The organism is Listeria sp. ILCC792 (genome assembly GCF_900186135.1).
Taxonomy (GTDB): Bacteria; Bacillota; Bacilli; order Lactobacillales; family Listeriaceae; genus Listeria; species Listeria goaensis.
The window spans coordinates 274,499-299,693 of the sequence record NZ_FYBO01000001.1 but is presented as its reverse complement, the minus strand read 5'-3'; the positions used below and the strand labels follow the sequence as shown (position 1 = coordinate 299,693).

The window sequence follows — 25,195 nt, the reverse complement described above, 5'->3', positions numbered from 1 at the left end:
CCTACTTTATTTTACTGGAAAGTGCATGATAAGTAAACTAAGTTATTTTGCATAAAAACAATAAGTTTTAGTTATAAGCATAAAAAAAGGCATAAAGTTATGCCTTTTTATGCCTATCTTGCGAGCAATAATAATTTACCTTCATCAAGTTCGCTAACAAAATGAGCGATTTGTTCATCTGTTAAATCGAAATCCTCTAGTAGACGTTTCACCGTTTTATCATTTGTACGTGAAAACCATTTAGCAAATGGGCCTGCTGCATAGAGTGCGCCGTACTTCGGATTATATGCTTGCGGAATGACAATGGCGCCACTTAAACTTTGCAGAATACCGGAAATGATGCCGAATGCTTCTTCGTTTACTGGGCGTTCCTGTTCTGTTTCAGTTCGTTCGGCTATTTCCTCACTCATTTTCTTATTTTTAGCTAGAACAGAAATATCCTCTTTTGTATATCCTTTTTGAACAAGTTGTTCGATTTGTTTGACTGCTTCCTCTTCATTTTCTACTGACAAAACTTCCCATTTATCCATTTTTCAACGCATCCCTTCTTTATTAAATGTAAGTAGTGCTTTCATCTCATCAATGGTGAGTTTGTTAAGCAATTGTTCACCAGGTTGAATGAGCGCATCTACTAAGGCTTGTTTCTTTTGTTGAAGCTCAAAAATGCGTTCCTCAATCGTTCCTCTTGCAATAAAGCGAATGACTTGCACGACTTTCTTTTGTCCAATTCGGTGCGCTCGACTAGCCGCCTGTTCTTCAATCGCGGGATTCCACCACAGGTCGAATAGAATGACCGTATCGGCACCCGTTAAATTTAAACCCGTGCCGCCTGCCTTTAAGGATATTAAAAACACATTTTTTTCTCCTTGATTAAAAGCTAAGACATCGTCGACACGTTTTTTTGCATTCGTTTTTCCATCGAGATAAAAATACGGAATTTCTTGTTCTTCGCATCCTTCTGCAATTAATTGTAGCATACTTGTAAATTGAGAGAAAATAAGAACACGTTTCTCCCCTTGAAGTGCTGTCCCAAGCGTATCGAACAGTTGCGTAACTTTGCTTGACTCCCCTGTGTATTCTGGCATAAATAAGCGCGGATCACAGCAAATCTGTCTAAGGCGCGTCAAACCGGCAAGCAAACGAATATGCTCCTCACCTTGATTTAAGCCGCCGGAAGCAAGTTCAGCTTGAATTTTTTCCACATAGGCTAAATAAATTTGTTTCTGTTCAGTTGTAAGCTCTGAATAAAGATTCGTTTCGATTTTCTCAGGCAATTCACGCGCGACATCCTTTTTGAGCCGTCGAAGTAAAAACGGTCGAATGAGCGCAGCTACATGTTGATGGTCGACCTCTTTAAATTTGCGTAGTGACGGGAAAAAGCCTGGTAAAATCGTTTGAAAAATCGTCCATAATTCATCCACCGAATTTTCAAGTGGTGTTCCGCTAAGCGCAAACATCGATTTACGGTCGAGCAATCTGACTGCCTGAGAAACTTTCGTCGTATAGTTTTTAATCATTTGTGATTCATCTAAAATAATTGTATGGAACAAGTTGCCTTCAAGCAAATCCGCATCTTGGCGCAGCGTTTGATAAGAAATCAAATACACTTGATTTTTTTTGAGTTCCGCCAATTGTTCTGCGCGTGAAAACTTGCTTCCTTCCACTATTTCCACGTTTATGCTACTTGCAAACGTCTGGAATTCATTTAGCCAGTTATAGAGGAGCGAGGCTGGTGTCACGATTAAAATTGGCTCGAGTTCTGCGTTTTCCTCCAGCTCAGATAAAAGAAATGCAATCGTTTGAATGGTCTTCCCAAGCCCCATATCATCAGCTAACACGCCACCTAGTTGGTATTTCGAAAGGGATTTCATCCATTCAAAGCCAACAATTTGGTAGTCGCGAAGTGTGGTATTTAGCGCTTTTGGAACGTTATAATGTTCATCGGAAAAATGTTGGACTTCTTCAAGCAATTCGCGATATTTCTTACTGAATTTTTGCCGATCTTGTTGGCCTTTTTCCAGTTCATAAAGCTGGATGCCGCGATAGACGGGCAACTGCATCGTTTGTTTGACTTCATTTTGCCGAACGTCAAGCAATTCGAAAATCCGTTTAATTTGCTCAAAGCTTTCGTCTTCAAGCGATAAAAATTGGCCATTTTTTAAACGATGATACGTTTTTTTCTCACGTAAGGATAAAAGTACATCTTTTGTTTCATCTTCTGGAATGCCCAAAAATTGGAAGGACACTGATAGAAACGTATTGTTTTCTGCCACATCAAAGGAAGTCACTGGCTGAATATCTTGAAATGCCATGTTTTCCATACCGTCTGCCATGAAGATTGCAACATATTCGCTAAGCTTTGGCACAATATGCGCATAAAAATGGTATAAGTCTTGTTCTTTCGCGCTTAAAACCATGCGATTTCCAGAAAATAAAATGGGGGCATTTTCAATAAGCTGCATAATTTTTGTTTCTGTTTCAATGTCACGGATAACAATTCGCTCGGCGCTCGCTCCGTTTTCCCCCGTGTGAAAAGGTTCAAAAACCCAATCTGCATACTCATATTGCAGGCGCAGCTCATGTTTGGCGTCTTCTGTCATTGAAATAAAAAGCTTTGCCTCAAGTGGAAAATTGATGATGCGATTTTGAATGGTCTCGTCCACATCGACTGTGCCACTTTTTTGTAGTGCTGGCAAAACGTAAGACACCATTTCGCTTAATCTAGCTTCGTTGAACTGTACAACATCACTTTTCGTTACTTTTTGGAATTCGAAAAGTGGCATTATGCTTAGCCATTCTTTTCGTTCTAAGTGATGGAAAGTGCCGTCTAAAAAGATGAGTTGATATTTTTCTAAAAAAACAGCTTGTTGCAGCGATTCGAGTTCAATTTGGTATTTCCCGTTTGACGTGCTTCTGAAAATATAGTTGAAATCCAGTTCCCCTTTGACCATCTTAATAGCGGGATAGCGCATTAAAATTTCATTTTTTTCGTTCATTATTTGTAAACTCGCGTTTTCCCCTGTGAGTTTTTGAAGTAGCTCTTCTGACAAATACGGCGTCACGATGAGCGTTTTGTCGTCTTCGTAACTTCTTGAAAAATAGCTGTCGGACAGTTCATACATCTTCTGGATATCGCAAATTTGCGTGAGCAGTTCGAGAATGGCGGAGTCTTTTTCTGAAAAAGTATGTTCATTTGGATCAAAGCTGAAATTTTTTGTAAAAACGAGCAACTGGTTGTAGCGCACGGCATCAAGAAAGGCTTGAATGTTTTTTACAACATACGTCCGCTCGGCGCCGACTTTTAGTTCCAGCACAATTTGTCGCTCTTCGTTTTCTGTTTTTAATGAAACATTGTAAACAATTTGTAGTGTTTTCTTTGCATCTAAAACAGGCACCTCAAATTGGTCCGCTAAACTTTCTTGAAAAAGTGCTAAAAGCGTGACGGATTCTTGTTCTAAAATGCGTTCTTTCAAACTGATTTTTTTCTTTTCGTGCAGCAACTCTACTTTTTTCAAATAAGTGGCATACATATGTTTACAGACGCGTTCCCCGTAAAGGTGACTGTCGCACGTGCAGTCCAGTACATCTGGTTCCGTTTCCGTGACAACTTCCCCGTCAGAAAAGTAAAAATTGGTCTGCTCGTTTTCTTCATCTATTTTATATAAGGCTTCGCTTTTTATAAGTCCTTTGGCATCTTGTTTCGTTTGATAAGGCACCATTTCATCTTGAATGTTGATTTGCCGTTTCATCATTATCCCTCGCTTTAAGAGTCCTCTAAACCTTTATTTTAACATAAAAAAAGGCATGAGGCTTGTTTATATACACCTCACGCTTTTTTTAAGTTTTTTAATAAGTTTTCTTTACTTTAACATCGCCAAAATCATCTGGTGAAAAACGGCTGTTATAAACTGAACACCAATCTGTTAACATTTTATCTTTTAAAATTTCATCTCCTAATTGCTCCATTTCTTTTAAACTTGTGCCATTATCTATAAAATATTTTTCGATTTCATCTTTATCTTTTGCGATAACTTGTTTATCGTCTTGTACCCTTATTCCTTCCGTCAATACTTTTGTTTTAACATCATAAGAATAACCAATCTCTGCAAATAGCTTATCTCCAAATTGATATAGAATTACCATTATCAACTTGCCCTTATCCTCACCTTCTTCTGAAAATGAAAATATATAATATAACTTCTTCACCTTATCTGGAAGCGCACTTTTCATATACATCTCCGTAAATGGAAGTACCTCTATATTATTAGCACCAGCGCGATTCCATTGTTCCATACCTTCCACTTTTGCTAAAGAAGCAACACCGTTACCAGGCGTTAAAAAACTTTTATCTAATGCCTCTCTTTCATCATAAAAAATCTCATCAAATATATTCTTTGCTTTCATATTTTGTGTAATGTTTTTGGTCGAAACAAACGCCACAACTATCATTAATAATAGCACGACAATTGCTATGATTTTTGTTCTCTTTTCCATAAGTTCATTTTCCTTCTTCTGCATAAATTTTTAGTTCATTTAGATCGTTTTCTAAACTTTTTATAAAATTATATGATGCTGGAGATTTTTCCTTTAAGCTATTGAGCCTCTCAGATTCTGTCAGCACCCGTTCCGTGTTCTTGTAAGGAACATCATATCGTTCTTCAAATTTTGTCTGGTATGTTTCACCATTAATTGTATATTCAAAAACAGGCGTTTCCGATTTTAGTATTTCAGATTTGACATATTCAAAATCTACGTTGTCTTTAAAAGCCCCCGCCCTTGTATATTTCCCATTCTTAATATCACTATAATATTGATTAGAAGCTGTTTCATAACTTATCTTTTTGTTATCCATCAAATGAAGTATATTCACTGCATCCAAATCGGCTTTATAATCATCATTCCCTAAGATTGCTTTCATTCCTGCCGCTTGCGATGTCGCATCCCCTCTCCATCCTGATAATTCATTAACAAACTCATGATTAAATCCTTTTCCATGAATTAGCCCTACACCATTCGCTAATCTAAAATAATTATCATTTAGATTGCTAGCCATCGTTATCATTTGATGTGTATAGTCGGCTTTGCCCGAATACTTCTTATAAGAATTCCATAACTCTTCAAATTTTTCATCAGATAAAGACCCAAAATACTTTTCAAAGTGTGTTTTTTCTGTTTGATATATATAACTATCTTTTTCTAGTTTTGTGTCTACCTTCCCAGAAAAATAATTTTGTATTATGAGTTCAACACGTAAGCTTTTAATCTCCTCATCCTTTAGACCTAGTTCTTTCATAATTTCTTCGATACTTTTCGTTGTGACCTCAATGTTTCCATCATCTTTCACCTTATATGTAGAGAAATAAAAGTCGAGGTTCCCCGCTGTTTGGTCCCAAGTGAATCCCTCGTACGAGATTGAACCTAAAATTCGAAACAAAAAATAATCTTTTCGTTGTTGAGAGAAATGAGGGAACTTTTTATCTAATCCTTCTTTTAATGTATAAATTTGTTTAGCTGTTTCTTCATCAAATCCAAATTGCTCTTGCAAAGTAAGGAGAAACTCATGTTTTGATTTTCCTGCTAAATCACGCATGTCCCACTTATCATGAATACTTTGTGTCCAAGACAAGTCACTCGGAATGATAAAAGTACCACTTGTTGCACTCCATGCTGTTCTAGCTTGCGCTAATCCTTGATGAACCGTTTGCTCTAAGGAAGCAATCTCCGAAAATAAAGCAGGAGAACTGGCATTAAAAGCCAATAATTTATCAAGCTTTTCTTCTAAATCCTGCTTGCTTCTTCGATATATATTTAATATATTAGCATTAAAACTTAGTTGCTCATTTCTTGTTTCCCATGTCACGCTTGAAGATACTAGTTGACTACGGATATCTTCAAGCTCTCTTATTAAATATTCCGCTTGTCTAATTTTTGTTTCCAGTTCAGATTGCTTCAAATCACTACTATCTACTTGGGTAGTATACGTTTCTGGAAAGCTCTTCACTGCGTTATCTACCGCTTCAGTTAACAGCATACCACCTTTGGCAAGGGGAAGTAATACTTTTGCAAAATAGTCCTTTGCCGAGTCATACGCACGCCCTTGCAGTGCGGGAGAATTTATAACAAAATCATTGATAGCTTTTTGTAAATCTTCAAATCCTACTTCATAAGTTGCACACATCTTACTCACACTAGCTGCTTGATTTTTTGACTTCGAAACATACATATCAATGCTCATAAGTTGCTCTCCTTTGCTGCCAAAGCTAATTTGCGTTTATGATGCATCACATCATTTAATTCCTGCTCCATTTTCTTTTTCTCACGATAAGTAGTCTCTTCCGTTTCTTCTAAATATGTGATGGCTTGTCTAGATTCGTACGAAAATTCATCCATTGCTTGTTGATAAAAGTAAGGTTTATCACTTTTATGAAATAACTGCTCACACTCATGTATGAAGTTACGTCCTTCTCTAAGATTCGAATCATATTGTGCTTTGATATAACTTAATTGTTTTATTTCTTGCCTGATATGGTCTTCTTGCTCTAGCAATACTCTCTCTTGAGTATTCAGTTTTTCCCATTCATTCATAAGAGAGTCCTCCTAAAGTTTGAATGATTTGAGCATCTAATGCTTCAAATTCTTGAGATACAGACTGAATATCAGAAGAGGCTTTCATGATAGCTTCTGCTATTTGCTTCGCTGTATCCTGTGCTTTCTTTGTAGCCTCGTGTGCATCCGAATTCCCACTCACCGTTGTTTGGTTATCCTGTTCGATTGTTAACGTTTGAACAAGGTTGTCCGTTGCATTCTTTAACGCTGTAGCTTTTTCCTTAGCCACATTTCCGTCTGTTTGTATGTTCAAAAATTAATTCCTCCCGTTTAAATAATCTTGATGTACTCTGGATTTCTTATAGTAAGAGAAAATCTTCATAACTATAATTATATAGTATTTTTCGGAATTGTAAATTATGAAATACAAAAAGAGACTCGCGACTTCTCTTCGCCGCGAGCCCTTTTATGTGTGTAACACGAACTCCGTCTTGCTTCCTTGGTTCGTCGCTGTCACTTCAAGCCGAGCCGGAATGCGCTCTTTAAGCTCTGGTACATGCGAAATGATGCCCACAAGTCGTCCGTTTTCCTGCGTTTCCAGCAAACATTCAATCGCCGTTTCCAAAGATTCCGGATCAAGCGTACCGAAACCTTCATCGATAAACATCGTATCAAGCGAAATGCCGCCAGCCATCTCCTGCACCACCTCAGCTAAAGCCAGCGCTAGCGCAAGTGACGTTTTAAAACTTTCACCGCCCGATAACGTTTTCACATGGCGCGTTAAGCCCGTATATTCGTCATACACCTCAAGCTCAAGCCCGCTCTGCGCGTTGCCTTTTGCTTTATCGCGCTTTCGGCTAAGCTCAAAACGCCCATTTGTCATCTTCAGTAAACGCACGTTAGCATGCTGAACAATTGTGTCGAGGAAAGTCGCGAGCACGTACCGCTCAAACGTAATCCGCAAATCATTTTTCCCGCGCGCAGTATCCGCAAGCAGACCCAAATCTGCGTATTCCGCTTCAAATTTAAGCAATTCTTCTTTTTTGGAATTAAAAAGCGTATAGCGACTGGACGTTTCACTTCCACGTTCGCGCACAACTAGCATTTTTTGTTCGGCCTCACTTTGAATAGCTTTCGCCGCATCTAGTTCTGCTTGCAATTTGCTGACGTCTTTCTTCTCGACGTTTTTTAGTTTTTCTGCTAGCACCTGTTTTCGATCTTCCGCCACAAAAAGCGCTTTTTCATAGCTCGAAAGTGTCGTTTCGGTCGTGGGGATTTCATTTTCGCGCGCCAAATAGGACTTAAAAGTCGCCTCATCTTGGAATCCAAGGTTGACTCGTTTTTCTTCAAAAAGTGTCTGATCGGCTTGCCATTCGTTTGAAAGTTCCGCGAGTTGTTTTTCTGTGCCTTTTAAGCGCGTTTCCATGTTGCTGACAAGCTCTTTTTGCGCCGTAACACCTTTTGAAACTTCCTGTTCGCGTTTTTCAAATTCTAACAGCGATGTCGCAATTTGGTTTTGCAAACGCTTGAAAGCTTCTGGTTCGCGCAAATTTTCCGGAATATCTGTGTAAAGCCAATTGATTTCCGTCTCCAAAAGGTCCAATTCGCGCTGCAACTTATCTTTTTCAATTTGCGCTTCAGTCATTTGATGCGTCAAATTCTGTTTCGCAGTTTGCTGTTCGTTTAGTTGCGCTTTGAGTTTGTTTCGTAGTTCCAGCTGTTCATTTAGCTTCGCTTGTTTTTGTTTGGCAGTTTCAATCGTAGCGGTCAATTTTGCTAGCTGCTCATCAAACACAGCAAAATCATTTCCGCTTACGTCTCCCCACTGCTCAGTCTGCCATTTCAAACGGGCGATTTTTTCCTCAACTTGCTTTAATCCAAGCGTTTTAGTTTCCAGCTCTTTTGAAAGTTCCTCTAGCTTCCCAATATCCAAAGTTCCAGAAAACGTAGCCATTTGCGGGTGTTCCGTCGCGCCGCAAACTGGGCATGGCTCACCGTTATGAAGGTGTGTCGCTAAGAGTGCGGCCTGCTCCTGTTTCGAAGCAGCAAGGAGTTCCGCTTCCTCTTTTTGAAGCGCTTTTACAACTGTCGTCTGCGCCTTTTGTTCTTGCCGCAAAACCGCAAGCTGCTCTTCTATTTGCAAAAGCTGGCTCGTTTTCTCAACATTTTCTGCCACTTGTTTCCGCTCGCCCTCTAGTTCGTTCATGTTCTCCAACAGCTGGAAACGTTCTTGCTCAAGGTTCTCAAGCGCCGCAATACGGTCCTCAAGCGAACTCACATCATGCGCAAGTATCTCGAAATCCACTTCAAATCTTTTAAAAGCTTCTTCTTTTGTAATAAAAGCAGCCTTTTTAAACTCCAATTGTGTTAAGTTTTCCGTAAGCTGCCTCATCTTCGGCGCCATTTTCTCAAATTCAATTTGATTGCGACGCCATTTTGCTACACGATCTGCCATCTCTAAAAGTTCCCGCTGCCCCTCTTCCCATTTTAAAAGTTCCATGCGCGCATCTTCCGTCTGATTTTCAAGTTGCTTCTTTTCTAGCTGCACCGTGCGTATTTTTTCATTCGTTCGCTCCCGCTGCATAAATGCAGCTTGCAACTCTTTCGCCGCCTTCATTTTCGTTAGCTCCCGCTTCAACTCCTGCATTTTCTCCCGTTCACCGTATAATAGTTCGAGCTCCTCCAATTGCTTCTCAAGCTGTACAAAGTCCGCTTCGATATTTTCCGCCACCGCAACGCTTTGAGCTGCCGCGATGCTCACCTTCTCAAGTGTTGTTAGCTCATCTTGCAAACTTGCCATGTGCTTTTTCTGCTCCGCCATTTTCGTTTGAAATTGTTCTTCGATTTCGGCAATGGTTAGCGTTTCATCAGCGAATTCCGCTACAATCACTTTCCAAAGTTCGGTTCGCGTATTTTCTGCCAAAAGCTGTAACTCTTTTTGCTTTTCAAATAAAAGATTTTCGACATATTTGTAAAAATCCGTATGCGCCAACCGTTGTAAAATGACTTCCTTTTCCTTGCTTTCTGAAATGAGCAATTCACGAAACTCGCCTTGGGGAATCATTAAAATTTGCCGAAACTGGTCGACATTCAGTTGAATTAATTCTTCCATTTTTACTTTTACATCGCGCACGGAGCTAGCTAGCAATTTTTCGCCATCGTCCGTTATTTCAAACAACTCGGCTTTTTGATTTAAAGAGCGCATGCCGTCGCCGCGCGCCTTTTTCACTTCCTGCTGCGGCATTCGTTTAATGAAGTACGTTTTTTCGCGCAACATGAAAGTGAGTGTCACTTCCGTTAAATCTGAATCCGCCGCAAAGTCACTTCGCATTGATGCGCCTTCCCGGTCAGCTAAATTTGTAACGCCAAAAATGGCAAAACTAATCGCATCAAAAATCGTGGACTTGCCCGCACCCGTTTTTCCAGAAATAACAAAAATACGTTCTGTCCCAAGTTCAGTAAAATCGATTGTCTCCAGTTTTTTATAGGCACCAAATGCCTCCATCGTTAACTTTAACGGCTTCATTCTTTACCTCCCTCACGCGCTTCTTTAAAAATTTCCGTCATCAGTTCTTTTTGCGCCGTTGTCATACTTTTACCTTCAGCAAATTCAAAAAACTGATCAAACAATGCCACATCATCCTTTTTCATCAGCTCATCAAACTTCACTTCAAGCTTGTCTTCCATCTGGTGCCGCATTCGCTCTAAATGCAAAATATTCGGATAGAACTTACGAAGTTGCCCCATCGGATCAAGAAGCGCACCTGCGTCTTCTAACTTCACTTGCAAGTAATCTTCTTTCTTGTCTAAAATATTGGTCGTAAGTTCGCTTAAGCTTCCGCTCACAATTCGCATGTCGCGTATTGGTTGCAAGAATACTTCACGTACGTCGAGCGTTTCTTCGAGTGTAACGATGCGCACACTTTTTTTATCCTTGCTTTCTGAAAAAGAATATTTTAACGGCGAACCGCTATAATGGATGGTGGGGTGCGTGATGGCGTGCGGGTGGTGCAGATGGCCAAGTGCAACATAATCAAAACCAGCGAAGCAGTTTGTAGAAACACGGTCTACATTCCCGACAGCAAGTTGACGTTCAGAGTCACTTGAAATGCCGCCAGCAACAAAGGCGTGTCCAACTAAAATTTGCTTTTTCGTTTTATCAGCACGCGCCCGAATGGAATCGGTTATTTTTTGCATCGCATCTTCGTAAGTTCGAATGTCGCTATCATTAAATTTTTCGCGCACAATTCCAGGCTCATGAAACGGGACAAGCCAAATTTCAGCATTTTGAAAGGCTACTTTTTGTACTGGGTCAGTGATTTTCCCAGCAAGATAAAGTGCCGTTTTTTCATACCATGCAGCGCCAAATTGCAGCCGCTCTGCGCTATCATGATTGCCGCTAATCGCAAAAATCGGCAAGCCAAGCGTCACGTTCCACTCGTAGAAAATATCGTTTAAAACGTCAACCGCGCTCGCTGGTGGAACCGAACGGTCATAGAGATCCCCTGCGATAATGATGCCATCTACTTTTTCCCGTTTAATAATTTCGGTTATTTGTTCTAAAATATATGTTTGATCCTCAAGCATCGAAACACCTGATACGATTTTTCCAAGGTGAAGATCTGCTGTATGTAAAAGTTTCATCATGGCCTCTTTTCTACTGCTTTATTTTTTTAATGCAAAAATCTGCATTTTTGAGTATACTTATACTAGTTGATGTCTTTTAGGGAGTGAAGAAGTTGTTTTATAAATTTGCGAAAACTGTCGTCCATATTATTTTAATCATCATTGGTGGACGATTTCAAGTACAAAACAAAGAAAAAATACCTGCGGCTCCTTATGTTGTTGTCTCGCCGCATACTTCATGGATTGAAATTATTTATCTTGGCTTTGCCGTCTATCCTGTATCTGTTCATTATATGGCGAAACAAGAGTTATTTAAAGGGAAATTCCTTAATTGGTTGATGACGCATTTAAACGCCTTCCCAGTTAACCGTGACAACCCTGGTCCTAGCGCTATTAAAGCGCCGATTCGTTTATTAAAACAAGGCAAAGTCGTCGGTATTTTCCCAAGTGGCACGCGTAAACAGACGAACTTGCATTTAAAACGAGGTGCTGTAACCATTGCTTTTAAAGGAAAAGTCCCGATGTTACCAGCCTTTTATGATGGCCCGAAAAACTTCAAAGAAATTTTAAAAAGAAAAAAAGTTATCATTCGTTTCGGTGATCCGATACATTTAAATGATACGGATAAAGAACAAAAAGAAGTTTTAGAAGAAAAATCACTTGAACTTATGGCAACATTCGAAAGACTGGAACAAGAAATTCAAGCTACGAAGAAAAAATAAATTTAAAAAAAGCATTTTGGGATTACCCAAAATGCTTTAGTTTGTAGAAAACCTCTAAACTTAAGCCAAACAAAACGTACTACGCACAATCAGACTGATGACAAATGGTGAGATTCTCACGCATTGCCGAGTACTGCACCGGAGCGTACTCGAGTACGTGAGGAGCGGAACGCAGGTTTTAACGACGAAGATTGCCGTTTGTCATCAGTCTGAAGCATTTTGGGATTCCCAAAATGCTTTTTATTACATTGTATCTGTTAAAATATCCGAACCAGCTAAGCCATTATCTTCTAAGATTTTTGAGATATCAGCAGATGCTTTTTGAAGCTTCTCATCAGCACTTGTTGTGTCAACAGGTGTTGCGTTTAAAGCTGTTGCTTCATCGGCATAAGCAGCACTTAAATCCGAAACTGCCTTTTTAAAGTCGTCTGTAGATTTCCCTAAATCCGGAACTTTTTCAGCCGCTAAAGCATCGGAAACCGCTTGTGCAGAAGTCGATGCTTTTTTAGCAAGCTCCGCAAGTTCAGCTTCAGAAGGCTTAGGATCAGCAGTCGAAGCGCTTAGATAGGCACTGTAATCCGCGTTTTTATCACTAATAGTCGAAACTAAATCCATATAATAATTTAGTACATCTTCGCTTGATGTTTTCTTCGATTCTTCTTTTTTGTCTGTATCATTGTTGCTTGAAGATGAACAAGCTGCAAGCGTGAAAGCTAAAACAAACATAAGTAATGCAATTAACGTTTTCTTCAAAATATTTCCTCCTTTTTATCACATAAATGTGACCTTCCTCATTATAACTTTTACATAAATCTTACACAAGTATTTTTACGAATAAATCGCCTCATTCTGCCATTTCTTTAGCAGGTTGAAGGTTTTTAGCGACGTTTTTATATTGAAAATACATCGCAACACGCCACGGAACAATCATCGCGAACGCCATAATCCAAAACATTCCTGATAATTCCCCAACTTCAAGGCTACCACTAATTAAATATTTGATTAAAATTCGAATAAGTAACAGTGACATCAAAATGACCGGAAATGCCTTTGTACGTTTAATAAACACAAAATCCTTTTTAATTTCAAATTTCGTCGTCCAAATGAGAATGACAGAAAATACTAGCCCCATTAAAATGGCTTCGATAATATCAAGTCCCGAAACGCGGAAATACGGGACAACAAACATGAGCGCACCAGTCGACATCATCACTGGCGGTAAAATAATGCCTTTTATAGACGCTGGTCGTTTTGATGCTTTCATGCGAATTAAAATAATCATTGAACCAAAAATGAGTGTAACAATAATAGATAAAATAAGTGACATATCTGATTCCTCCTACAAAGCTTCGTTAGCCATTATAGCGCTTATTTTAAAGAAAAGAAACCAAAATGTTTACAATTCCATGCCACTATTTTGCAGTTGGTACATCGAATGATAAACTCCACCCGTTTGTAAAAGTTCGTCGTGTGTACCGCGTTCAATAATCTCGCCTTTGCTTAAAACTAAAATCAAGTCAGCATCTTTAATTGTCGAAAGTCGATGCGCAATCGCAATCGTTGTCCGACCTGTGCGCATGCGTTTTAAGCCCGTTTGAATTAAACTTTCCGTTTCCGTATCGATGTTCGCTGTCGCTTCATCTAAAACAAGAATTTGCGGATTCGTCACAACCGTACGTGCAAAGGAAATGAGTTGCCGCTGTCCACTTGAAAATGATGCTCCGCGTTCAATGACCTTATGGTCGTAAGTCCCATCTAACGTTTGAATAAAATTGTCTGCCTGTACAAATTTGGCCGCCTCTTCCACTTCCTGATCGGAAATTTCCTGGTTGTACAGCCGAATATTGTCCCGAATATTACCGTAAAACATAAAACTATCTTGCAGGACAAGACCCGTTTTTTTACGCAACTCACTCGTTTTATAATCTTTAATCGATTTTCCATCAATTAAAATTTCGCCGCGTTCAAATTCATAAAAGCGCATCATCAAATTAATAATCGAACTTTTTCCGCTTCCTGTATGCCCGACGAGCGCAATCGTCTGCCCAGATTCTGCCGTAAAGCTAATATTTTTCAAAACATCATGCTCCCCGTCATAAGCAAAGGATACATCTTTAAACTCAATTTTTGCGCTTTCAATTTTAGCTTGCGCATCATTTTTCTGAGCGGGCACTTCTTCTGTTTCGTCCATGATGCGGAAAACGCGCGCTGCCGCAGTAATCGCTTCCTGATACATCGCAAGACGCTCCATCACATTATAAATGGCTTCTAAAAAGCGATCAAAATAGCTGACGAAAGCATAAATCGTACCAATGGCCACTGGACCGATGAGCGATTCTGCTCCGAAAAAGCCAAGGATAATTACGACCGCAATCGCATAAATGAAATCAATGGCTGGACCTAGTAACAGCGCATTAAATTTAATATTTTTTATCCCAACATCGTAGTAATCTTTGTTGATGACTTCAAATTCGCGAGCTAGACGTCTTTCCTGATTAAATTGTTGGACAATCGACATTCCTGAAATCGACTCGCTAATATTGGCGTTTAGTTGACTTAATTTTTCGCGCTTCGCCCGGTAAAATTTTGAACTTTTCTTCCGGTAAACGATAATAATAAAAGCGATGAGCGGAAATAGTGCCAAACAATACAGCGCAAGTTGCGCATCAAGAGCAAACATCGCTACGTACATACCAATTAGCATGAATAAACTTTGAATCGCAGTGGAAAGCACATTAATAAACATGTCTTTAATCGCTTCCGTATCGTTTGTCACACGCGACACAATACTACCCGCAGGGGTTTTATCAAAATAGCGCATGCCAAGCGTATGCAACTTCGAAAATATATCAATGCGAATGCGTTCCACAATCTGAAAGGCAATTTTTTGAAAGAAAAAGAGTTGGAAATACCAAATGATAACCTTTGCTAGCGCAAGTCCAAGGTATCCCGCCACAAGAATTGTAATCGCCTCTACTGCAAAGTTCATCGGTGTCAAATAATCATCTAAAAACTTCCGAATGATGAGTGGCGACACAACATCAATTATCGTCACAAACAACACGAGAAAACCAGTTAAAATTAATAGTGGAATATGGAAACGTGTGTAGCGCATCAGACGTTTTAAAACTTGCCGATGTTCTTTTCCTGTCATCGTTAATAAATCATCATTCATTTGCTCATTCACGTTCCCCACCACCTTTCAAATGTTCCGCTAATTGTTGCTCCCGGTATATCTCCGCATACCAACCATTTTCTCTAAGCAATTCTTGGTGTGTGCCACGTTCAATGACCCGCCCGTTATCCATGACGATAATGAGGTTGGCATGTTCGACGGAACTCAGGCGATGCGCACTAATGATGGTCGTTTTATCCGCTCGGCTCGCCTTTAAGTTTTCCAAGATGCGCTCTTCCGTCTTGGCATCAACTGCCGATAACGCATCATCTAAAATGAGCAATTCCGGATCCATAATTAAAGCACGCGCAATCGCAAGGCGTTGTTTTTGACCACCCGAAAGCGACACACCACGTTCGCCCACAACCGTTTGATACCCATCTGCAAAACCTTCAATATCATCATGCACCGCCACGGTTTTCGCAATCTTCCTCACATCTTCAGGCGCCGCTTCTGGCACCCCAAAGCGAATATTATCTAAAACAGTCGTCGAAAATAAGAACTGGTCTTGCGGCACATAGCCAATTGCTTTCCGAAGCGCATTTGTCTGATAATCTTGGATTTTGACTCCGCCGAACGAAATCGTGCCTGCATAGTCATCGTATTCACGAAGCAAAAGTTTTAAAAGCGTCGTCTTCCCTGAACCTGTTCGCCCAACAATTCCCAGTGTTTCACCTGCATTTATCGTGAAGTCAATATTTTCCAACACTGGCTCTTTTTCATCCGGATAAGAAAATCGGCTGATATGAGTGGCGAGAGCTCCGCTAGGCGTTTCTGCGCGCGCGTCTTCGTGGTCGACAATATCTTCTCTTTCGTTTAAAAGTTTGGTGATGCGGTCATATGAGGCACTTCCGCGTTGAATAATGTTGTACAAAAACCCAAATGCGAGCATTGGCCAAATGAGTAGAAATAAGTAATTGACAAACGCAATGACTTGCCCAATTGTGAGCGAACCTTCAATGACAAATTTCGAACCAAATCCTATTGCGAGCACAAAAGAAATGCTTACAACAATCGAAATCATCGGGTCAAACATGGCATCGACGCGCGCTACGGCAACGTTCTTCTTCACGACAGCACTCGTTTGTTTGGCAAAATCCGCAATATCTTCTTTTTCCTGTCCAAACGTGCGTGTCACTTTAATGCCTGAAATACTCTCCTGTGTCTTATCATTTAGTTTTGAGAAAGCTCTTTGTGCGCCGTGAAAGCGTTCATGTAGTTTTTTCCCTAAAATCGATGACCCAAAAATCATAATCGGCATTGGAATGAGCGCAATGAGCGTCAACCGCCAATCAATACTAATCGCCATCATTAAAATAACCGTGCTACCTGTTAAAAATGAATCGGCAAGTGTCAGCACCCCAATGCCAGCAACTTGTTGAACGGCTGCAATGTCGTTTGTCGCATGCGCCATTAAATCGCCAGTCCGGTACCTCTGAAAGAAAAACGGTGACATCTTCGTCAAATGTTCAAATAACCGTAAACGCAAAGTTCGTTGCAATTTATTATCCGAACCAAAAATCATCAAGCGCCAAACGTAACGTCCGAGATAAGTCAAAACCGCAACAACAATCAAAATCACAATCCATTTTATTAACGTCTCTTTTGTCAAAGTCGAATCCGCTATCGCATCAACAACTTTCCCTATGACAAACGGCGGTATAAGCTGCAAAAGCGCAATGATGAATAAAATCGAAACCCCAAAAGTATACTGCTTTTTTCGTTCTTTAAAAAACCAGCTTAAATCCTTAAAAATCTTCACATGGCAACCCCTCCTTTTCCCTTTTTAGACAACAAAAAATAATGGACATCACTTCTGCCCATTATTACTTAAAAAGTATTATTTGCCGTCTATTTTCCGCGCACAAAGCAAAGCATGCGAGAGGTCAATAAATCCCCTTTATACTTAAAGAATCGGTACGGAGCGACACAAATAATGAAATTTTAAGCAATAATGATTTTCCTACATATTTACGCATCTCGCATACCTCCTTTAAATTTTTTTATGCAACGCTTACATTTTACAATATCTTGAAAAAAATTACAACACCTTTTTTCAAAATTTTTCGTCATATAGCTTTTCCGCCACAACAAATAGCTGTAAATCAAGCGCAAGTCGATGCAGCTCACGAAGTGAACACCCGGATAAATCCTCTGGAATGAAAACGAGATCCATCGCTTGCTGTGCAAGTACCATTCTCCCTTCATCCGCCGCATTTTCCACCACAAACTGCCGCCCCAAAAGAGCAAGCACCTTCGCTTCCGCACCATGTTCCAGCTCCTCATCTAAAAGTAGCCGAATCACACCATTCTTCCTCGCGTCATGCTGAAACCGCGTCGAAAATAGCAACGCATAACCAATTTTCAGCCGATTCCCCGAATTATCCCCTAAAAATGGTGTCACATAGCCCGATAAAGTTTGCTCTACTTCTGATTCCAGCCGGTACAAACTGCGCTCTAAAATTAATGCTGCCTTCGCCTGTTCCATATTCTCTCCTCCTTTTCCCATATAAAAACGCCCTTTTAAACAAAAGGACGATCTTTATATTCTCAAAAAATGAAATTCGCTAACAGAAAATTATTTTTTCTTCTTCCCTGTTTCTTTTTCTGTTTGTTTATTCATCGCGCTCATCATTTGATTGATTTTCTTTTGAGACGGCTTTTGTCCCATTTGCGCCATCATCATTTGGAGCATTTGCTCATTGATAGGCGGGTTGTTTTTCAAATAGCTCATCATGTAGCGTCTTGCGATAAAGAAGCCACCAGCTAGTCCTGCAAGTAAGCATACAAGACCAACAAGAATGTAAATCCACATAGTTTCTTTCTCCTCCTTGAACGAATATACCTTCTTTATTGTACTTGATTTACGCCTCACAAACAACTCTTTTTTACAAAAGAAAAAGACGGACATTCAAATCACGAATATCCGCCTTGAAAATTATAAACTTTCGACTGTTTTTACAATGTTTTCGACTGTAAAACCATAGTTTTCAATAATCGTTTCACCTGGTGCTGAAGCGCCAAATTTGTCAATACCAATGACTTTGCCATCAAGCCCGGTGTATCTCTCCCAACCAAAGCTCGCGCCCATTTCAACGGCTACACGTTTACGTACAGCATTTGGTAAGACACTTTCTTTATAGTCAGCAGATTGTGTTTCAAAAAGGTCAAATGATGGCACTGAAACGACAGAAACATCAACGCCTTTTTTAGCTAGCTCTTCTTGTGCTTGAACAACTAAGTGCACCTCAGATCCGCTTGCAAGTAAAATCGCATCAGGCACATCTTTTTTCGCTTTAGACAGAACGTAAGCGCCTTTGCGTACGCCTTCTTCAGCAATTTCACTCGTATTTGGAAGTACAGGCAACCCTTGGCGTGTTAACACTAACGCATGTGGTTTGTTAGTTGATTCTACGGCTAATTTCCAAGCCACATTCACTTCGTTCCCGTCAGCTGGGCGAAGAATCGATAAACCTGGCATTGCACGTAGCGACGCTAATTGTTCAACGGGTTCATGCGTCGGTCCATCTTCCCCAACAGCAATACTATCATGAGTTAAAACGTAGGTTACTGGTAGATGTTGGATAGCTGCAAGGCGAATGGATGCGCGTAAATAATCCGAAAATACGAAGAATGTTCCGCCGTAAACCTTCAAGCCTTCATGAAGAGCCATACCATTTAAAGCAGCTCCCATCGCAAATTCACGAACACCAAACCAAATATTGCGATCTTGTGGTGTATCCTTTGTAAATTCACCATCTGTTTTAATCGTCGTATTATTTGAACCAGCTAAGTCGGCTGAGCCACCAAATAATTGCGGCAATGTTTCAGCAAGCACATTAATAGCTTCACCGCTTGTCGCCCGACTTGCAAGAGCTTTATCGCCAACTTCATATTTTGGTAATTTATCGGAAAATCCTTCTGGCAATTTGCCATCTAAGCTATACTCCAATTGTTTCGCAAGCTCTGGATATTTTTCTTTGTAAGCAACAAACATATCAGACCATGCTTTTTCAGCTTGTGCTCCGCGGCTCGCGATTGTGCTACCAAAGCGTTCATAAACTTCATTCGGCACATAAAAATCTTCTTCGTAATCCCAGCCATAAGCTGCTTTTGCTGCTTTCACACCGTCAGCGCCTAGAGGAGCGCCGTGAACTTTACTAGTGCCGGCATTAGGAGCACCAAAACCGATTACAGTTTTCACTTCAATCATCGTAGGTTGCGATGTATTTTGTTTCGCTTTTTCAATGGCCGCTAAAATTTCAGCTGTATCATTGCCGTCTTTCACAAGTAAATGTTCCCATCCGTAGCTTTCAAAGCGAGCTTTCACACTTTCAGAGAACGACTTATCTAAATCGCCGTCTAAGGAAATATCATTTGAATCATACAGCACAATAAGACGACCTAGTTGTTGATGACCAGCAAGACTCGCTGCTTCGGCAGAAACACCTTCCATTAAGTCACCATCGCCACATAACGCATATGTATAATGATCTACAACTTTAAACGTATCACGATTGTACATTGCTTCTAAATGACGTTCTGCCATAGCCATTCCAACAGCCATCGCAATGCCTTGACCAAGTGGACCTGTAGTAGCATCAACACCGTCAGTATGGTGGTATTCAGGGTGTCCAGGCGTTTTGCTGTCCCATTGACGGAAGTTTTTCAAATCATCGAGGCTTAATTTGTAACCACTTAAATGAAGCAGACTGTATAAAAGCATAGAACCATGTCCAGCAGATAATACGAAACGGTCACGGTTAAACCAGCGTGAATTTGCTGGATTAGCATTTAAAACTTTAGACCATAATGTATACGCCATAGGTGCTGCACCCATAGGTAAACCTGGATGACCTGAATTTGCTTTTTGAATGGCATCCATTGAAAGTGTGCGAATCGTGTTAATCGCTAATTGATCAGTTTTATCGAACAAATGAAACATCCTCTCTTAATTTAAAATTTTAACTACCTCCATTTTATTCCTAAAACTTAAATTACACAACCAAAAAAGCATAAATGATCAAACTTTTTGTTCGTTTGTTCATTTATGCTCATTTCAGCTATTTATTTTCTTTTTTTGCGCATTTGTTTCACCTTTGAAGGGGTGATATCCTTTCCATTCGGATCTAAGATTGTTGTATTCTCAATGGTTCCTTTCATATGTGTCCGAAATGATTTTAAATATTCTTTCCGCAATTCTTCTTGCTCTATTTTTTCATCAGCTGTTAAGCCTTCTGATTTTTTCTTACGAGAAAGTTCATTAATTCGATTAATTTTAGCTTTTTCCAACATAAATTTCATCCTATTCATCAATGTGTTTCTTTTATTATAGCATAAAATGTAAAACCAGTTCGTTGCGACCGATTGCTGCTGAATATATTTTTAGTTCGTACCCTTTATTTAAAACGTATTACTGTACAAAATTACTCATTTGCTAATTGAATTGTTGAGTCGCGGTTCATCTCATTTTTCTTAATCGGAATAACAATTTCATCTCCCGCTTTTAATGTGCTGTTATTTAAATGATTTTCTTTTTCAACCCACTTAATAAAAGTCATTTTATCCATGTTCGCTTTTTCGGCATGTTCATTCGCAAGAACCCATAATGAATCTCCAGATGCTACGTCAATCGTTGAATATTTATTTTCATTTGTTGCACTCGCATAAAATAGTAATGTTAATCCCATAAGTACAGAAGCAACAACAAAGATAATCGCAATATAGTATTTATCCCAAAATAATTTCAAAGTCATCTTAATCCCCTCCAACGGAATATATGTTCGCTTTTTTTATTATTATAGAACGTTCGTTCGTTTTTGTCAACAAAAAAATCGAACCTTTGTTTGCATATCCAAAAAACATTTGCTATACTATTGGTAACAACTAATTAAAATAACGGGGTGAAAACCATGAAATTATCAAAGCGACAACAAGATATATATGAATTTATAAAATCTGAAGTTAAGGACAAAGGCTATCCGCCCTCTGTTCGTGAAATTGGCGAAGCTGTAGGTTTAGCTTCAAGTTCAACTGTCCATGGCCATCTTGCTCGTTTGGAAACAAAAGGACTTATTAGACGTGACCCGACAAAACCTCGTGCCATTGAAATCTTGTCGATGGAAGATGATGTTCCTACTCCTGCTGTTGTGAATATCCCCTTAATTGGGAAAGTGACGGCTGGAATGCCCATTACTGCGATTGAAAACATTGATGAATACTTCCCGCTGCCTGAGAGCATGGCTGCCGGTGAAAAAGATATTTTTATGTTAGAAATTGATGGTGAAAGCATGATTAATGCCGGCATCTTAGACGGAGACAAAGTTATTGTTCGAAAACAAAGTAATGCAACAAACGGAGAAATTGTAGTTGCAATGACAGACGAAGACGAAGCAACTTGTAAACGTTTCTTTAAAGAAGCGAATCATTTCCGCTTACAACCCGAAAATGACACTATGGAACCCATTATTTTAAACCAAGTATCGATTTTAGGGAAAGTCATTGGTTTATTCCGTGATATTCGTTAATAGACACACCTTTTAACCCGCCTCATTCAGGCGGGTTTTTAAATTGGGAAAGTCTACCGTTTTATAGCAAAAATAAACACACCTTCAATCCATAGATTGAAGGTGTGCGACAAAAAGTCACTTTCTAGTCTTCTAATTCAAAGGTATCATGCAAAACTTGGGCTGCTTCAATCATTTTTCGATCTGGCACGACGGTAGAAACTTTAATCTCTGACGTGCTAATCATTTTGATTGCTACGTCATTTTCAGTGAGCGCCTCAAACATCCGCGCCGCCACACCAGGGTTCGATACCATACCAGAACCAACAATGGAAACTTTGGCTAAATGTTGTTCAGATTCAAGTTTTTCATATTGAATTTCTGCTTTTTTATTTTCAAGAACAGCAAGCGTGTTTAAGAGCGCCGCCGATTTAATTGTGAAGGAAAGATTGCCATGGCCAAGTCCCGTAATGCCTTGAATAATAATGTCCACGTCAATATTATTTTTCGCAAGTTCCGAAAACACTTTTGAGACACGCATATTTTCTTTTTCGCTCCAATGAATCGTCACGCGCGTAATTTGGTCCTCAAACGCGATGCCGCGAACTACTTTTGCACTCTCCACATAAATCTCCTCCTCAATCATCGTCCCATTTTCCACCCCATGGCTTAAACGCACTTCAAGCGGGATTTTAAAATTCTTCGCATATTCCACAGAACGCGGATGTAAAACGCCGGCCCCTAAATTCGCAAGCTCCAACATTTCATCATACGTTAATTGCGCCAGTTTTTTTGCTTTTTTAATAAACCTCGGATCAGTTGTATATACGCCGTCCACATCTGTACATATCGCACATTTTTCGGCTGCAAATTCGGCTGCAAGGGCAACCGCTGTTGTATCGGAGCCGCCGCGACCAAGCGTTGTAATTTCTCCGCTTTGCGTCACGCCTTGGAAGCCCGCAACAATGACAATTTTGCCCGCCTGAAGTGCCGCTGTAATTTTTTCTCTTTCGATGTCTAAAATTCGGGCGTTACTATACACTTCTTCGGTTTCAATACCCGCTTGCCAGCCTGTAAAGGAAACAGCCTCCTGCCCCATTTCTTGAAGCGCGATGGAAAGAAGTGCAATCGTCACTTGTTCGCCTGTTGAAAGCAACATATCCATTTCGCGTTTGCTAGGCGTTTTGGAGATTTCTTCTGCCATTTGCACCAGCTTATCTGTAGATTTTCCCATAGCAGATACGACGACAATAACTTGATGCCCTTTTTCAGATTCACGGATTGCCTGTTCTGCTGTTTTTTGAATTTTAGCAACGGAACTTACCGAAGTTCCACCAAATTTTAAAACGACTAGACCCATTTCGTTCCCCTCTATTCTTCTTTTTCAGCTAATTTTGCATTCACTTCGCGGACTTTTTGATAGACGGCTTCTGCGACTTGTTTTGGAATACCGCTTTCAGCAAGTTCTTCAACCGATGCCGCTTTAATTTTTTTCATGGAGCCAAAATGGCTTAAAATTTTCTTCTTACGTCCCGGTCCGACACCAGGAATGCCATCTAAAATGGACTGGAAGCCAGATTTACTGCGCAGTTGCCGATGAAAAGTGATGGCAAAGCGGTGGACTTCATCTTGAATGCGTTGCAACAAGTAAAATTCTTGGCTATTTCTTCCAAGCGGAACGATTTCAAGTGGATCCCCGAACAGAAGCTGACTCGTGCGATGCTTATCATCTTTTGCAAGTCCTGCAACGGGAATATCAAGCCCTAACTCATTGATTAAAACATCTTTTGCGCTATCAATTTGGCCTTTTCCTCCGTCGATTAAAATTAAGTCGGGTAATGGCAAGCCTTCTTTTAATACGCGCCAGTAGCGTCTTCGTACAACTTCACGCATTGTGGCGTAATCATCTGGCCCTTCAACCGTCTTAATTTTATATTTACGATAATCATTTTTACTTGGCTTACCGTCCAAAAAGGTGACCATAGCAGAAACTGGATCAGTTCCATAAATGTTGGAATTATCGAAAGCTTCAATGCGCGAAGGTGTTGGAATGCCCATTTGTTCCCCCAGTTTTTCAACAGCACCGACTGTTCGCTCTTCATTCCGCTCAAGTAACATAAATTTCTCATTGAGCGCAATTTTGGCGTTTTTATAGGCTAGCTTCACTAGGTCTTTTTTATTCCCACGTTTCGGTACGATGATTTTCGTATCTGGTAAAAGAGCTTGCACCGCTTCATGGTCGATATCATCTGGCAAATAAATTTCTTTAGGCGGAATATGGTTTGCTTTTTGATAAAACTGGCCGATGAACGTCAAGAAATCTTCTTCAGCTTCTGTATAAAACGGGAATTGTGACACATCGCGTTCGATGAGCTTTCCTTGGCGAATGAAGAAAACTTGGACGCACATCCAGCCTTTATCAATGGCGTAACCAAATACGTCACGGTCAACAAAATCGTTCATCGTCATTTTTTGTTTTTCCATTGTCGTTTCAATCGCCGTAATTTGGTCGCGGAATTCGGCTGCCTTTTCGAACTGCATATCGGTTGCGGCCGCATCCATTTTGACAATCAATTCCTTTTTGACATCTTTGTACCCGCCGTTTAAGAAGCTGACGATTTCGTCCGACATTTTTTTATAGGTGGATTGGTCCACTTCAAAAACGCACGGCGCCAAACACTGGCCTAGATGGTAATATAAACAGACTTTGTTCGGCAAGGTAGTGCATTTGCGAAGTGGATACAGCCTGTCTAATATTTTTTTCACTTCATTTGCGGCGTATACATTCGGATACGGTCCGAAGTACTTCCCTTTGTCTCTTTTGACTTGTCTTGTGATAATCAGACGCGGGTGCCTTTCATTCGTAATTTTAATAAAAGGATAGGTTTTATCATCTTTTAAACGAATATTAAAGCGCGGATCATGCTTTTTAATCAAGTTAATCTCGAGGAGGAGCGCCTCCACGTCCGAGCTCGTTACAATATATTCAAAATCCTCTATTTCTTGGACTAAACGCTGCGTTTTAATGTCGTGGGCGCCAGTAAAGTAAGAACGCACACGATTTTTAAGTATCTTGGCTTTCCCCACATAAATGATGGTGCCTTGCTTATCTTTCATTAAGTAACAACCTGGCTGATCAGGTAGAAGTGCTAATTTATTTTGCAAGTGTGCGGATACCATTTGATCAACTCCTTATCATCATACAAAAGACATCGCAAAAATTTGCGATGTCTTTATTTTACCATAATTTGGTAGCATTATACATATTTATTAATGACTTCGTCGAGCTCTTCTTTTGGACGATAGCCAATGATTGTATCCACTACTTCGCCATCTTTTTTAATAAGCAGAGTTGGGATACTCATAACGCCAAATTTGCTTGGTGTTTCTTGATTTTCATCTACGTCCATTTTGACGATTTTTAAGCTTTCGCCACGTTCATTCGCAATTTCTTCTAAAACTGGCGCAACCATGCGGCAAGGACCACACCACGTTGCCCAGAAATCTGTAAGCACTAAACCTTCTTTTGTTTCTTGTTCAAAATTTGCATCGGTAATTTCAAGTATATTAGCCATGCTTGTTTCAACTCCTAACACAATTTGTATACTTAGTATAGCACC

22 protein-coding genes are annotated in these 25,195 nt (G+C 40.0%); 2 read left to right on the top strand and 20 right to left on the bottom strand.

Going from position 1 to position 25,195, the window contains the following annotated elements:
- Positions 1-113: 113 nt before the first annotated feature.
- The 8 genes from CFS60_RS01450 to CFS60_RS01415 form a co-directional block, all read right to left on the bottom strand.
- Positions 114-530 carry a general stress protein gene (locus CFS60_RS01450; protein WP_088808814.1) on the bottom strand — a complete coding sequence of 139 codons (417 nt, stop codon included), beginning with the start codon at positions 528-530 and terminating at the stop codon, positions 114-116.
- A gap of 3 nt (positions 531-533) precedes the next feature.
- Positions 534-3,749 carry a DEAD/DEAH box helicase gene (locus CFS60_RS01445; RefSeq protein WP_088838735.1) on the bottom strand — a complete coding sequence of 1,072 codons (3,216 nt, stop codon included), beginning with the start codon at positions 3,747-3,749 and terminating at the stop codon, positions 534-536.
- 97 nt (positions 3,750-3,846) lie between these two features.
- Positions 3,847-4,494 (bottom strand): TipC family immunity protein, encoded by a 648-nt coding sequence (locus CFS60_RS01440; protein ID WP_088838734.1) that lies wholly within the window; start codon positions 4,492-4,494, stop codon positions 3,847-3,849.
- A 4-nt stretch (positions 4,495-4,498) separates the two neighbouring features.
- The gene (locus CFS60_RS01435) at positions 4,499-6,235 is read right to left on the bottom strand and encodes a T7SS effector LXG polymorphic toxin (RefSeq protein ID WP_088838733.1); all 1,737 of its coding nucleotides are present in this window, start codon (positions 6,233-6,235) and stop codon (positions 4,499-4,501) included.
- Positions 6,232-6,585: a DUF3958 family protein gene (locus tag CFS60_RS01430; RefSeq protein WP_088825236.1), complete on the bottom strand. Its 354-nt coding sequence runs from the start codon at positions 6,583-6,585 to the stop codon at positions 6,232-6,234. Before CFS60_RS01430 ends, CFS60_RS01435 begins: the two co-directional genes overlap by 4 nt.
- On the bottom strand, positions 6,578-6,859 hold the full coding sequence (locus CFS60_RS01425; protein ID WP_088825237.1) for a TIGR04197 family type VII secretion effector: 282 nt from the start codon (positions 6,857-6,859) through the stop codon (positions 6,578-6,580). Before CFS60_RS01425 ends, CFS60_RS01430 begins: the two co-directional genes overlap by 8 nt.
- Positions 6,860-7,012: 153 nt before the next feature.
- The gene (locus CFS60_RS01420) at positions 7,013-10,072 is read right to left on the bottom strand and encodes an AAA family ATPase (protein ID WP_088838732.1); all 3,060 of its coding nucleotides are present in this window, start codon (positions 10,070-10,072) and stop codon (positions 7,013-7,015) included.
- Positions 10,069-11,190: an exonuclease SbcCD subunit D gene (locus CFS60_RS01415; protein ID WP_088825239.1), complete on the bottom strand. Its 1,122-nt coding sequence runs from the start codon at positions 11,188-11,190 to the stop codon at positions 10,069-10,071. The genes CFS60_RS01420 and CFS60_RS01415 overlap by 4 nt, the downstream gene beginning before the upstream one ends.
- A 95-nt stretch (positions 11,191-11,285) precedes the next feature.
- On the opposite strand from CFS60_RS01415, the gene CFS60_RS01410 reads away from it, so the two are divergent.
- Positions 11,286-11,894 carry a 1-acyl-sn-glycerol-3-phosphate acyltransferase gene (locus CFS60_RS01410; protein WP_088808810.1) on the top strand — a complete coding sequence of 203 codons (609 nt, stop codon included), beginning with the start codon at positions 11,286-11,288 and terminating at the stop codon, positions 11,892-11,894.
- Positions 11,895-12,137: 243 nt separating this feature from the next.
- Here the strand turns inward: CFS60_RS01410 and CFS60_RS01405 are convergent, their stop codons facing one another.
- From CFS60_RS01405 to yneA, 9 genes are all read right to left on the bottom strand, one after another.
- On the bottom strand, positions 12,138-12,647 hold the full coding sequence (locus CFS60_RS01405) for a hypothetical protein (protein ID WP_088808809.1): 510 nt from the start codon (positions 12,645-12,647) through the stop codon (positions 12,138-12,140).
- A gap of 91 nt (positions 12,648-12,738) precedes the next feature.
- Positions 12,739-13,221, bottom strand: coding sequence for a CcdC family protein (locus tag CFS60_RS01400; protein WP_088808808.1), 483 nt, complete (start codon positions 13,219-13,221; stop codon positions 12,739-12,741).
- A gap of 69 nt (positions 13,222-13,290) precedes the next feature.
- Positions 13,291-15,069: an ABC transporter ATP-binding protein gene (locus CFS60_RS01395; protein ID WP_369821456.1), complete on the bottom strand. Its 1,779-nt coding sequence runs from the start codon at positions 15,067-15,069 to the stop codon at positions 13,291-13,293.
- A gap of 4 nt (positions 15,070-15,073) precedes the next feature.
- Positions 15,074-16,831, bottom strand: coding sequence for an ABC transporter ATP-binding protein (locus CFS60_RS01390; RefSeq protein WP_088838731.1), 1,758 nt, complete (start codon positions 16,829-16,831; stop codon positions 15,074-15,076).
- A 294-nt stretch (positions 16,832-17,125) separates the two neighbouring features.
- Entirely contained in the window at positions 17,126-17,557 is a 432-nt protein-coding gene (locus CFS60_RS01385; RefSeq protein ID WP_088808806.1) for a hypothetical protein, read from the bottom strand.
- A gap of 90 nt (positions 17,558-17,647) precedes the next feature.
- Entirely contained in the window at positions 17,648-17,884 is a 237-nt protein-coding gene (locus CFS60_RS01380) for a YneF family protein (RefSeq protein ID WP_088808805.1), read from the bottom strand.
- Positions 17,885-18,007: 123 nt separating this feature from the next.
- On the bottom strand, positions 18,008-20,005 hold the full coding sequence (tkt, locus tag CFS60_RS01375) for a transketolase (protein WP_088809070.1): 1,998 nt from the start codon (positions 20,003-20,005) through the stop codon (positions 18,008-18,010).
- 131 nt (positions 20,006-20,136) lie between these two features.
- Entirely contained in the window at positions 20,137-20,364 is a 228-nt protein-coding gene (locus CFS60_RS01370; protein WP_088808804.1) for a DUF896 domain-containing protein, read from the bottom strand.
- 131 nt (positions 20,365-20,495) lie between these two features.
- Positions 20,496-20,825 carry a cell division suppressor protein YneA gene (gene yneA / locus CFS60_RS01365; protein ID WP_088808803.1) on the bottom strand — a complete coding sequence of 110 codons (330 nt, stop codon included), beginning with the start codon at positions 20,823-20,825 and terminating at the stop codon, positions 20,496-20,498.
- 156 nt (positions 20,826-20,981) lie between these two features.
- On the opposite strand from yneA, the gene lexA reads away from it, so the two are divergent.
- On the top strand, positions 20,982-21,596 hold the full coding sequence (gene lexA, locus CFS60_RS01360) for a transcriptional repressor LexA (RefSeq protein ID WP_088808802.1): 615 nt from the start codon (positions 20,982-20,984) through the stop codon (positions 21,594-21,596).
- A gap of 124 nt (positions 21,597-21,720) precedes the next feature.
- On the opposite strand, the gene CFS60_RS01355 is transcribed toward lexA, so the two are convergent.
- The 3 genes from CFS60_RS01355 to trxA all read right to left on the bottom strand — a co-directional run bounded on the left by CFS60_RS01355 (position 21,721) and on the right by trxA (position 25,150).
- The gene (locus CFS60_RS01355) at positions 21,721-22,935 is read right to left on the bottom strand and encodes an aspartate kinase (protein WP_088838730.1); all 1,215 of its coding nucleotides are present in this window, start codon (positions 22,933-22,935) and stop codon (positions 21,721-21,723) included.
- An 11-nt stretch (positions 22,936-22,946) separates the two neighbouring features.
- The gene (uvrC, locus tag CFS60_RS01350; RefSeq protein ID WP_088808800.1) at positions 22,947-24,755 is read right to left on the bottom strand and encodes an excinuclease ABC subunit UvrC; all 1,809 of its coding nucleotides are present in this window, start codon (positions 24,753-24,755) and stop codon (positions 22,947-22,949) included.
- A 77-nt stretch (positions 24,756-24,832) separates the two neighbouring features.
- Positions 24,833-25,150, bottom strand: coding sequence for a thioredoxin (gene trxA, locus CFS60_RS01345; protein WP_088808799.1), 318 nt, complete (start codon positions 25,148-25,150; stop codon positions 24,833-24,835).
- Positions 25,151-25,195: the final 45 nt, after the last annotated feature.